Source organism: Prochlorococcus marinus str. MIT 9302 (genome assembly GCF_000759975.1).
GTDB classification, from domain to species: domain Bacteria; phylum Cyanobacteriota; class Cyanobacteriia; order PCC-6307; family Cyanobiaceae; genus Prochlorococcus_A; species Prochlorococcus_A marinus_M.
Map to the genome: position 1 here is coordinate 137,230 of NZ_JNAM01000006.1, position 11,696 is coordinate 148,925.

At 31.8% G+C, this 11,696-nt stretch carries 12 protein-coding genes and 1 tRNA gene; 7 read left to right on the forward strand and 6 right to left on the reverse strand.

All coding sequences use genetic code 11. The annotated features are described in order from the left end of the window. Positions 1-2: 2 nt before the first annotated feature. Genes rplI through EU96_RS05565 form a run of 4 tightly spaced genes read left to right on the forward strand, consistent with a single transcriptional unit; the run spans position 3 to position 4,506 of the window. Entirely contained in the window at positions 3-458 is a 456-nt protein-coding gene (gene rplI / locus EU96_RS05580) for a 50S ribosomal protein L9 (protein ID WP_032526412.1), read from the forward strand. A gap of 58 nt (positions 459-516) precedes the next feature. After that, positions 517-1,899, forward strand: a complete 1,383-nt coding sequence (gene dnaB / locus EU96_RS05575) for a replicative DNA helicase (protein ID WP_032526414.1) — start codon at positions 517-519, stop codon at positions 1,897-1,899. Positions 1,900-1,911: 12 nt separating this feature from the next. Continuing rightward, complete coding sequence (mnmG, locus tag EU96_RS05570; protein WP_032526415.1) at positions 1,912-3,879, forward strand: tRNA uridine-5-carboxymethylaminomethyl(34) synthesis enzyme MnmG; 1,968 nt, start codon at positions 1,912-1,914, stop codon at positions 3,877-3,879. Positions 3,880-3,927: 48 nt separating this feature from the next. Further along, on the forward strand, positions 3,928-4,506 hold the full coding sequence (locus EU96_RS05565) for a chorismate lyase (RefSeq protein ID WP_193741313.1): 579 nt from the start codon (positions 3,928-3,930) through the stop codon (positions 4,504-4,506). Here EU96_RS05565 and EU96_RS05560 read toward each other — a convergent pair. Both EU96_RS05560 and EU96_RS05555 read right to left on the reverse strand, forming a co-directional pair. Next, entirely contained in the window at positions 4,483-5,049 is a 567-nt protein-coding gene (locus EU96_RS05560) for a hypothetical protein (protein WP_032526416.1), read from the reverse strand. The two genes, EU96_RS05565 and EU96_RS05560, sit on opposite strands and share 24 nt — an antisense overlap. 83 nt (positions 5,050-5,132) lie before the next feature. Then, positions 5,133-5,660, reverse strand: coding sequence for a SprT family zinc-dependent metalloprotease (locus EU96_RS05555; protein ID WP_032526417.1), 528 nt, complete (start codon positions 5,658-5,660; stop codon positions 5,133-5,135). 85 nt (positions 5,661-5,745) lie between these two features. On the opposite strand from EU96_RS05555, the gene EU96_RS05550 reads away from it, so the two are divergent. From EU96_RS05550 to EU96_RS10210, 3 genes are all read left to right on the forward strand, one after another. Then, a complete protein-coding gene (locus EU96_RS05550; protein WP_011819289.1) occupies positions 5,746-6,165 on the forward strand; it encodes a hypothetical protein in 420 nt (139 codons plus the stop codon). Between the two features lie 24 nt (positions 6,166-6,189). Beyond that, positions 6,190-7,503 carry an ATP-dependent DNA ligase gene (locus EU96_RS05545; RefSeq protein ID WP_032526470.1) on the forward strand — a complete coding sequence of 438 codons (1,314 nt, stop codon included), beginning with the start codon at positions 6,190-6,192 and terminating at the stop codon, positions 7,501-7,503. 114 nt (positions 7,504-7,617) lie between these two features. Next, complete coding sequence (locus EU96_RS10210; RefSeq protein ID WP_193741310.1) at positions 7,618-7,764, forward strand: hypothetical protein; 147 nt, start codon at positions 7,618-7,620, stop codon at positions 7,762-7,764. 10 nt (positions 7,765-7,774) lie between these two features. Here the strand turns inward: EU96_RS10210 and EU96_RS05540 are convergent, their stop codons facing one another. The 4 genes from EU96_RS05540 to EU96_RS05525 form a co-directional block, all read right to left on the reverse strand. Further along, positions 7,775-8,371 carry a TVP38/TMEM64 family protein gene (locus EU96_RS05540; protein ID WP_032526418.1) on the reverse strand — a complete coding sequence of 199 codons (597 nt, stop codon included), beginning with the start codon at positions 8,369-8,371 and terminating at the stop codon, positions 7,775-7,777. Positions 8,372-8,373: 2 nt separating this feature from the next. Beyond that, positions 8,374-11,130, reverse strand: a complete 2,757-nt coding sequence (locus tag EU96_RS05535; RefSeq protein ID WP_032526419.1) for a valine--tRNA ligase — start codon at positions 11,128-11,130, stop codon at positions 8,374-8,376. Positions 11,131-11,227: 97 nt separating this feature from the next. Continuing rightward, a complete protein-coding gene (locus tag EU96_RS09775) occupies positions 11,228-11,614 on the reverse strand; it encodes an AIR synthase (protein ID WP_072014689.1) in 387 nt (128 codons plus the stop codon). Further along, positions 11,585-11,656 (reverse strand) — tRNA-Val (locus tag EU96_RS05525). The genes EU96_RS09775 and EU96_RS05525 overlap by 30 nt, the downstream gene beginning before the upstream one ends. Positions 11,657-11,696: the final 40 nt, after the last annotated feature.

Here is an 11,696-nt window from a genome sequence, read left to right on the forward strand (position 1 = left end):
TCATGGCTAAAAGAGTACAAGTCGCATTAACTGAATCAATCGCATCGCTCGGTAAAGAAGGTGACCTAGTTGAAGTAGCACCTGGATATGCAAGAAATTTTCTATTACCTTATGGCAAGGCAATGAATGTCACACCAGCTGTTCTTAAACAAATTGAAAGGAAAAAAGAAAAAGCAAAAATTGCTGCAGACAAATTAAAGCAAGAAGCTTTAGATTTTCAAACTTCATTATCAACAATAGGTAGATTTACTATTAAAAAACAGGTTGGTGAAGATGGTGTACTTTTTGGAACTGTTACCAATGGCGATGTCGCCGAAGCAATAGAAGCAGCAACTAAAAAAGAAATTGATAGAAGAAACATCACAGTTCCTGATATTCATAATTTAGGTTCCTTTACTGCAAAAATAAAATTACATCAAGAAGTAAATGCAGAAGTGAATATTGAAGTAACAAGTTAATCAATTTGTTGCATTATTTTGAAAAGTAGCCAGAGTATATATCTAAGCAATTAAATATATGGTTTCCGTACCTTTTCCAAATAATGGGCAAAATAAAAACTTTAAAAAAGATTTTAATAGTGAAAATTCTGGATTAGTACCTCCTCAAAATATTCAAGCTGAGGAAGCTGTTCTTGGAGGCATTCTCCTTGACCCAGACGCGATCGGCAGAATTGCAGACTTAATTAAACCTGAAGCTTTTTATATACATGCTCATCAAGAGATTTTTAGAACAGCATTAATGTTGCATACCCAGGGAAAACCAACTGATTTAACATCAATGAGTGCATGGTTAGCAGATAATGGATCACTAGAAAAAATTGGAGGGAACAACAAATTAGTAGAGCTAGTAGAAAATGTATCCTCTACAGCTTCCATAGAACAAGTTGCTAATTTAATTAACGACAAATTCATGCGAAGGCAACTTATCAGATCTGGAAATGAGGTGGTTCAACTAGGTTTTGATCAGACTCAAGATACTAATGAAGTTTTAGATAAAGCGGAGCAAAAAATATTTGAAATTAGTCAAGAAAAACCTTCAAAAGGTCTAACTCAAGCAGCTGAAATCCTTACAAGTACTTTCAATGAAATAGAGTCGAGATCGTTAGGAACCTCAGTAGCTGGAATTCCCGTAAATTTTTACGACCTTGATGCGATGACTCAAGGCTTTCAGAGAAGTGATTTAATAATCGTTGCTGGAAGGCCTTCAATGGGGAAAACTTCAATAGTTCTTAACCTGGCTAAGAATGTTGCGCAATCTCAAGATCTACCTGTGTGCGTATTTAGCCTTGAAATGAGTAAAGAACAATTGACATATAGATTACTTTCTATGGAAGTTGGAATCGAAAGTGGCAGGCTAAGAACAGGAAGATTACAACAAGATGAATGGCCTTTACTTGGAGAAGGTATCAACTCATTGGGTCAATTACCAATATTTATAGATGACAAACCTAACTTAAGTGTTTTAGAAATGAGATCTCTATGCAGAAGATTAATAGCTGAACAAAAAAAAGAACTTGGATTGATTGTGATTGATTACCTCCAATTGATGGAAGGAACGACCCCGGATAATAGAGTTCAGGAACTTTCACGGATAACAAGAGGTCTTAAAAGCATGGCCAGAGAATTAAAAGTCCCAGTAGTTGCTTTGTCTCAACTTAGTAGAGGAGTAGAGTCTAGAACAAATAAAAGACCAATGTTAAGCGATCTAAGAGAATCAGGTTCTATTGAACAAGACGCAGATTTAGTATTAATGATTTATAGAGATGAATACTATAATCCAGAGACTGAAGATAGAGGAATAACAGAGATTATAGTCACCAAACATAGAAATGGGCCCGTAGGAACTGTTAAATTATTATTTGAACCTCAATTTACGAGATTTAGGAATTTAGCTAATTAAATCGATCCTGAAATGCAAGATCATCAAGCAACAAATGAATCTTTTGACATCATCGTTATTGGAGGAGGACATGCAGGATGCGAAGCAGCTATAACAACAGCAAAATTAGGGTTTTCTACAGCCTTATTTACAATCAATTTAGATAGAATTGCTTGGCAACCTTGTAACCCTGCAGTTGGCGGGCCAGCAAAAAGTCAGTTAGTGCATGAAATTGATGCATTAGGAGGCATTATTGGAAAATTAGCTGATGAGACAGCGATACAAAAAAGAATATTAAATGCAAGTAGAGGTCCTGCTGTATGGGCATTAAGAGCTCAAACAGATAAACGGGAATACTCAAAAAGAATGATCGAAATACTACAAAATACAGATAATTTATCTTTAAAAGAAGCAATGATTACTGAACTAGATATCGCAAAAACTGAAGAAATTGGATTGAACTCAAAAAAAATCGTAAAAAAAAGAATAAAGGGTGTAAAAACATTCTTTGGTAGTTATTATTCAGCGAAATCAGTTATCATCACAGCTGGTACTTTTTTAGAAGGCAAAATATGGATAGGAAATAAATCAATGTCAGCTGGTAGATCGGGTGAACAAGCAGCACAAGGTCTTACTCAAAACTTACACGAAATTGGTATCAAAACAGAACGTTTAAAAACAGGAACTCCAGCGAGAGTTGACAAAAAAAGTATCATTTTTGATGAATTAGATATTCAACCTAGTACTGCAGCCGATAAATATTTTTCGTTTGACCCAGATATTAAAAATAATATGCCCCAAGTTAGTTGTCATATCACAAGAACAACTTCTAAAACACATAAACTAATTCGAGACAATTTACATTTAACCCCTATTTACGGAGGTTTTATTGATAGTAAGGGGCCAAGATATTGTCCATCTATTGAAGATAAAATAGTTAAATTTGCTGATAAAGAATCTCATCAAATTTTCTTAGAACCAGAAGGAATTAATACCCCTGAAATATATGTTCAAGGATTCTCTACAGGTTTACCAGAAAATATTCAATTAGAACTTTTAAGAACCTTACCTGGATTAAGTGAATGTAAAATGTTGAGACCAGCATATGCTGTCGAGTATGAATATATTCCTGCAACACAGCTCCAAACATCACTCGAAACGAAAGAAATTGAATATTTATTTAGCGCTGGACAAATTAATGGCACTACTGGTTATGAAGAAGCAGCAGCACAAGGATTAGTTGCAGGGGTCAATGCGACAAGAAAAATAAACAAAAAAGACCCAATAATCTTCACTAGAGAAAGCAGCTATATAGGAACAATGATCAATGATTTAATTAGCAAAGATCTAAAAGAACCATACAGAGTTCTTACTAGTAGAAGTGAATATAGGTTAACCCTTAGAGGAGATAATGCAGATAGGAGATTAACCCCATTAGGTTATCAAATAGGACTAATTGATGAGAAAAGATGGTCTGCCTATCAAGAAAAAATGAAACTCCTCGAGGAAGAGAAATTTAGATTAAATAACACCCGTTTAAAAAATACCGATGAAATATCAAAAAAAATAGAATTAGATACTGGATCAAAAATCAAAGGCTCAACAACTTTGAAAGAGCTCTTAAAAAGACCAAACTTTCATTATTCAGATCTAATTAAATATAATTTGAATGAAAAAAATCTAGGTTCTTCAATACAAGAAGGTGTTGAAATAGATATTAAATACGAGGGTTATCTTAAAAGACAAAAAAACAACATTGAACAAATAGATCGTCAAAGCTGTAAATCTCTTCCTCAAGAAATAAATTATGAGAAAATAGATACATTATCTTTAGAAGCTAGAGAAAATTTGAATAAGATAAAGCCTAAAAATTTTGGTGATGCTTCAAAAATTCCTGGAGTAAGCAAAGCTGATTTAACTGCATTACTTGTTTGGCTAAAAATAAGAGAAATAAAGAAAGAAAAGGCAAATATTTTTGTCAAAAAAAAGTTATCATCTTAACAGCAATCCGTCAGAGCACTGAATAGTAAACTTTTTAACTCACCAAAAATTTTATGGGAAGAAAAAGCCTCTACTTTTTTAGTGAAAAATTCATTACCAAAAATATCTGGTCCATGGAAATTAATGCTGCTTGGGGATGGAAGTCCAACTAGACATCTACAGCTTTTAACTAATCAAGAGACGAAAATTAAATTAATTTCAATGCAAGTAGATCCTCTATTCATTGAAGAAGGTCCTAAAGAATTAAATCAGTTAAATGGCCCTTTAATTAGAAGACAAGTATGGATTAAAAATAATAATAAAAACCTAGCATGGGCTGAAAGTTGGTGGAATGCAGAACAAGTGAATGAAAATTTAAAAGCCAAAGAAGAACCAATTTGGAAGAATTTGACACAAGACAGATCAGAATTGTTTAGAGAAGTTGATCGAATTTCACTTGTTAATTCAAATTGGTTAGAAGATCAATTTTGTTTTAAAGGCCCATTCTGGTCAAGGAATTATAGGTTTTTTCGAGACAAAAAGCCCCTAACAATTATTAGAGAAGTCTTCAATCCACATTTAGAAAGTTTATTAGGTTATTCAGGAATTAAAGAATTTACGAAACTATACTCTTCTTCTTCTTCTTGATCTGGGAAGATTTCTTGATTTTGATTGACCTTGTTGAATTAATTTATCTCTTGATATAGGATTCTCTTTTTCTGAAGCTCTTTGCCATCTTTCAACTTTGAAATCCATTTCATCTGGCCAATCTTCATCATTACTCTCTTTCACATAAGGTAATTTTTTTTGCTCAGTTTTCTGTAATTTTTTAGGTTGCCTTAAAGATATTGCTTCTAAAAGTCTTTTTGAGTGCGGTTTAGAAGATTGATAAGAATTTGAATCTCTAGTAAATGTCTTAATATCGCTGTTATTATCGTAAAAATTATCATCATACCAATCATCATTATCTTCATCAAAAAATAAATCCACTTTTTCAGATACCCATCTCCCTACTTTTTTAACACTCTTACTTGTTATTCCTTGAAAATCTGAGTTCCTTCTTTTGCCTGGCCTAGCACCAGATACTCCATCAACGAATTGTCTGCCAGTTTCAAAAATTTTATCAACTTGTTTATCAACAATATTTCTATCAAAACTATTTCTAAGATTTCTAATTCTCCTTGAATCCATAAATTATTATGCTTTTTAAAATATAAATTACATTAAAAAAATAAATAATTCCAAATATAGAAACAAAAACACATCTTATATTTTTAATCAAACAAAATTAAACACTTTTTATTCCATGATCCATTAAAGAAATTTACACAACATTTTTTACAGGCAATATTCTTTATTCTTTTCCTATAGAAAAATTGCTCACCACAATTTTGACAAGTTCCTATGCATTTTAATTCTCTCCTTTCGATAGGAAATGAATGCCTTACAGAAATTTGAAAATTCTTCTCTTTCTCATTAATTTCATTCATCTTTTCTAAGAAATTTGGACCATGTATCTCATTTTTTTTTAATATCCTATCTACCCATACATGAATCATTTCATGACATAAAGTGCTGTTTATTTCACTAGTAGATAATTTACTCAAAATAGGTTTCGATAAGATAATTTCAGAATCTACAAGACCATTAATTAGTTTTCTTTTATAACAACCAGCAGTAGTTTTTAATCTATTGTCACTCCATCTAACTTTTACTAAAGGTTGATTATTAACCGCTAAAGAATTTTCAAAATATTGACTATTAAATTTATGAAATAAAGGTAAAAGAGGAATTACAGGCATTATGGATTAAAATTAGTATTATTTTGACAAAAAAAGCCATCAAAAACGATTTCTTTTCTTAAAGTAATAAAAAACTTAAATCAACATGGATGCAACACTAGTTAAAGATATCGGAATTAAAGCATTATTAGTTGGCGGAGCAGTACTAGTTTCTTTTTGGACTTTTAATGCAGTCAAATTAGTTATAAGCGCCAGAGGAATTAACCCATTAGTAAGAAAGTTTTTTGATCAAATCGCTGCTGGCAGAATTGATGCAGCGTATGGTTTGACTACAAAAACTTATAAAACTCATGTTAAGCGCCAAGACTTTCTGAAATTTTTAGCTAGTTTAAACCTCAATAAATACAGAAATTTAAAATCAGGAAGACCTAGAGTCCAAGAAGATCAAATCATAATAACTTTGAATTTAAAATCAGAAGACAAACAAGATGAGCTCCCATTAGATTTTACTTTCGCAAAAACTGACAATGATTGGAAAATAGACAGAATAGCTAAAGTGAATTAATAATTTCTTGTGAGGCAAAAAGAATTGTTTAAAGAAGAAATAATACATCAATTAGAATTACACCCAAGTAGATTAGATAAAGAAAAAATCATCTCAGAAGCAATGGAAGATGGTATAGATGATTTTTTTGAAGGTATCCGTATGGCACTTGATCCATTGGTAACTTTTGGTGTAAAAATTGTTCCTGAGAAAGAGAGTGAAAAAAGTCAAAATTTTTTATGGGAAGATTTTAGAAAATTAGCCAATAAGCTTATGCAAAGAGAACTTACTGGTCACGCTGCTCGCGATGCAATTCTTACAGCTATGGAATCTGCAACAAAAGAAGAGTGGAATGGATTTTACAGACGAGTTTTAATTAAAGATCTTAGATGTGGTGTATCTGAAAAAACAATCAACAAGATAGCAAAGAAATTTCCCAAATATGCTATTCCTATTTTTTCTTGTCCTTTAGCTCATGACAGTGCAAATCATGAAAAAAAAATGATCGGAAAGAAGCAAATTGAAATCAAATTAGATGGTGTACGCGTCTTAACTATTATTAGACAAAATAAAGTAGAAATGTTTTCTCGTAATGGGAAACAATTCCATAATTTTGGGCATATTATCTTAGAAATAGAAAACGTCTTAAAAGAAGACCCAGCACCTTATGACTTAGTACTCGATGGAGAAGTAATGAGCGCTAACTTTCAAGATTTAATGAAACAGGTACATAGAAAAGATGGCAAACAAACCAAAGACGCAGTTCTCCACCTATTTGATTTATGTCCCCTTGAAAACTTCCAAAAAGGGAGATGGAACACCAAACAAACAGCAAGAAGTTTATTAGTTAAAAAATGGGTAGCAAAACATTCTTTGCTTCTAAAACATATACAAACACTTGAATGGGAGAATGTAGATCTCGATACTATTCAGGGACAGAAAAGATTTGTAGAGCTTAATAAATCTGCAGTGGAAGGTGGATATGAAGGAGTAATGATTAAAGATCCAGATGGTATGTATGAATGTAAAAGAACACATAGTTGGTTAAAAGCAAAACCTTTCATTGAAGTCACTTTAAAAGTTGTATCTGTAGAGGAAGGCACAGGTCGCAATAAAGGTAGACTGGGAGCAATCTTGGTAGAAGGGGAAGATGATGGGTATGAATACAGTCTTAGTTGCGGAAGCGGATTTAGTGATATCCAACGTGAAGAATATTGGTCAAAACGCAAGCATCTCCTTGGTCAACTTGTAGAAATCAGAGCTGATGCAAAAACTAAATCTAAGGATGGAGTGGCTTTTAGTCTTAGGTTTCCTAGATTCAAATGCTTTAGAGGATTTAAAGCTGGAGAAAAAGTTTAAATTTTAAAAAATTATTCAACAAAGTAGTCAATGATAAATGTGGTTTTTAAATAAAAAAACTTAAAATATTGGCTATAAAATATAAAAATAATTATGAGGACTTTTGAGAGACTTATGACACAGAAAACAGTTTTCAACTACATAAAAACACCTTGTGGACAGGCAAAATATATCGAATTAGAAGCCAATAAAACTTTGTCAGGTAAAGTTAGGCTATTTTGGTTTATCTTAATTGCATCTATTAGAGATTGGAATATTTAAGATTAAATTCTTAGGAGTTTTCAAAATATTCTCTGGAATATTTAGCTAAAAAATATACGACTAAAGAAGTTGAAATAATTCCAATGATAGTCAAATACAAATTATTTGGTGATTGCACATTTTTTAACTCCTGGAGACTTTTTGCCAAACTACCTATTGAACAATAAAGAAAAGTTCCTGGAATAATTCCAAGAAGGCCAAGGGAGAAATCTCTAAATTTAATATTATTCAAACCATAAAAATAATTTAGAATACTAAATGGAAATATCGGAGATAATCTCGCTAAAAAAATTAATTTAAGTCCGCCTTTTTCTACTACTTTCTCCATAACACTTAATTTTGGATAAAGGCTAAAAAGGTTTTTTAGCTTTTTTGCAAAAAAAGTTTTTGATAAAAAAAATGCAACTGATGCCCCAATGGAAGCGGAAATGAAAACGATAATTGATCCTAAATATGAACCATATAAAAAACCTGATAATAAAGATAACCAAGAAGCTGGAAGTATTAATAAAACAATTAAAATATAAATAAAAACAAACGATAAGATGCCGATTCCAGTATTAAAAAAAAAAGACAAATTATAAATATTTTCTAGGAATATATTCATTCTCAATTCAATAGTTCGAGTTTTTTTGTAATTCTCTCCTTTTGCGCCGAACCCTCATTTAATTTAAATCTGCATTCATCAACAATATCTTTTGGAGCCTTATCAACGAAATTTTTATTAGATAATCTCTTATTTAAATTTTCTAATTCAATAGTCACCTTTTTTAAATCCTTGGTTAACCTTTCCTTTAATGCATCTATATTTACAAAATCCTGAAAAGGTAAGTAAACCTCTAAATCACTAATTATCCCAGAAAAAGATTTAGCAAACTCTTTTTTATCAACAGCATTAGTTTTAAAAATAAATACTTCAGAAGATTTAGTTAAGGTTTGAATATCGTCAACTAAAGTTTTTAAAAAATCAATCAATTCATCATTGTCTGAAATTAAATATACAGGACCTTTTTCTGATGGCTTAAGACCTAATTCAGCTCTCAAATTTCTAATCAGCCTAATAATTTCAAAGAGTTGCTGAAAGGAATTATCAAGCTTATTATCAACAAATTTATTTTCGTGAATTGGCCATTTTTGAAGAGATAATAATGCATTATCTGGTTTTAGTTGCAGCACATGCCAAAGTTCCTCAGTAATGTGCGGCATAAAAGGATGAATCATTACCAAAATATCATTGAGCACTTTTATTAAAACTTTTTCAGATATTTGTCTATTTTTAGTCTCTTTATTATTAAACCTTTGTTTAGCAAATTCTACATACCAGTCACAAAAATCATTCCATGCAAATTCATATAGAAGTTTCGCAGATTCTCCCAATTTATATTCTTTCAACAAAACAGCGACTTTTATATTTACCTGATTCAATTTCGATAAAATCCACTTATCACATAACTCTAAAGCATTTTCATCACTCTCATTAAGCGAATAATTATTGTTAGAAGTTTTATTAATTAACACAAATTTAGTTGCATTCCATAATTTATTAGCAAAATTTCTTGAAGCTTCAACAGTTGAAGATGTATCTTTTTTCCTATCAAAATCAAGCCGGATATCTTGTCCAGCGCCTGCAACTTCTCGAATTAAAGCAAATCGTAGAGCATCAGAACCATATTTATCAATTAATAGTATTGGATCAATACCATTACCTGAACTTTTACTCATTTTTTTATTGTTTTCATCTCGAACTAGACCATGAATATAAACATCCTTAAAAGGAATATTATTCGTAAAAGTATTCCCCATCATTGTCATTCTGGCCACCCAGAAGAAAATAATATCGAAACCAGTAACAAGAACATTATTTGGATACCATTTTTTAAAATCCGGATCATTTGTATTTGGCCAACCAAGGGTTGAAAAAGGCCATAAACCACTTGAAAACCATGTATCCAAAACATCTTTATCACGAACCAATTTAATATTTAATCCAAATTTTTTATTAGCTTCGATTAAGGCATCTTCTTCATTTCTCGCAACGATATATGGAGTATTTTGTTCTATTGAGTCTTGAGAGTCATCTAAAACATACCATGCTGGTATTTGGTGCCCCCACCACAATTGCCGACTGATACACCAATCGTTAATATTCTCTAACCAATCCTTATAAACTTTCTCCCAGCGTGGAGGAATAAACGATGGTTTTTTAGAATCAATTTCATTAAGACATCCTTGTGATATATCATCCATTTTCAAAAACCATTGTGTTGACAATAAAGGTTCAATTGGCACCTTACCTCTATCAGAAAAAGGAACAGTATGTTTATAATCCTCTATCTTTGTCAAAAGGCCTAAGTTATCCAATTCTTTGATAATTTTCTTTCTAGCCTCATATCTATCTAAATTTTGAAAAATACCTGCATTAATATTTAAAGTTCCATCTTTGTTCATTACATTAATCTGTTTTAAATTATGCCTTTTTCCTATTGCAAAATCATTTGGATCATGGGCTGGAGTAACCTTCACACAACCCGTACCAAAATCTTTATCAACATGTGAATCAGCGATAATAGGTATTTCTCTATCAACAAAAGGGACTTTTACTTTGACACCAATAAATTCTTTATATCTATCATCATTAGGATTAACTGCAACAGCAGTATCACCCAAAAGAGTTTCTGGTCTTGTTGTCGCAACTTCTAAGTACTTATCTAACTGTTCACCACTTTCAGAAATTAAAGGGTATTTAAAATGCCATAAATGACCATTTACTTCTTGCATTTCAACTTCAAGATCACTTACAGCAGATTGAGATTCAGGGCACCAATTAACCAAATATTCGCCTCTATAAATTAAATTCTTTTTATAGAGAATATTAAAAGCCTCAATAACTGCTTCATTTAATTTTTGATCAAGAGTAAATCTTTCTCTACTCCAGTCAACTGAATATCCTATCCTTTTTAATTGAGAAACTATTCTTCCACCACTTTGTTCTTTCCAGTTCCATGCTCTTTTAAGAAATTCATCTCTTCCAATATCCTCGCTTGTTTTACCTTCGCTTTTTAATTGTTTTTCGAGAATAGTTTGAACAGCTATTGAAGCATGATCAGTTCCTGGTAAACACAAAACATTCTTACCTAAAAGTCTTTGAAAACGTACTACAACATCTATCAAAGCGGTATTAAATGCATGTCCCATATGCAAAGATCCAGTTACATTTGGTGGCGGAATAACAACACAAAAAGGCTCTCCATCATCATCAGGGTTAGGACTAAACGCCTTTAGACTTTCCCATTTTTCTTGCCACTTTTTCTCTACTTCAAAAGGTGAATAATTCTCTAAAGATAATTGATCATTCATCTCTGTCATGTGCAAATTTTATTTCAATAAACTTTTTGTTTATTTTATCTTGAGAGCAGCCAATTAATGAAAATAATATTAGTTTGAAAAAAAAGACACATACATTCTACAAAAGTTTGAAGCCAGAACCACAGGAACAACGTTTTGCATTTTTTGGTGTTGAAATAAGAAATCCACCACCGCTCAAATCACCGTAATAATCTAATTTTAAATCTTTCAGTAAATTAAACTTTTTTACATCCGCGTATAAAGTTACTCCTTCAGTTCTTGAAATAGGGGATCCATTAGATGTACCTGGCCTTAATTTAATATGCATCCATCCTTCGGAACAATTTTTATCCTCTACCAAATCAATCGACATTTCTCCTGGAGAACCTCCAAAAGAAGCTTGCCTAGATAGTTCTGAAGCAGCGCTTTGACTGATTGAAAGATTGACGATCTCAGTCATTAGAAAAATAATAAATGGGCGATCCAGGGTTCGAACCAGGGACATCCTGCTTGTAAGGCAGGCGCTCTACCGCTGAGCTAATCGCCCTCATGATAAATCATTCTAATAGATGAAGTTGAAAAATTTA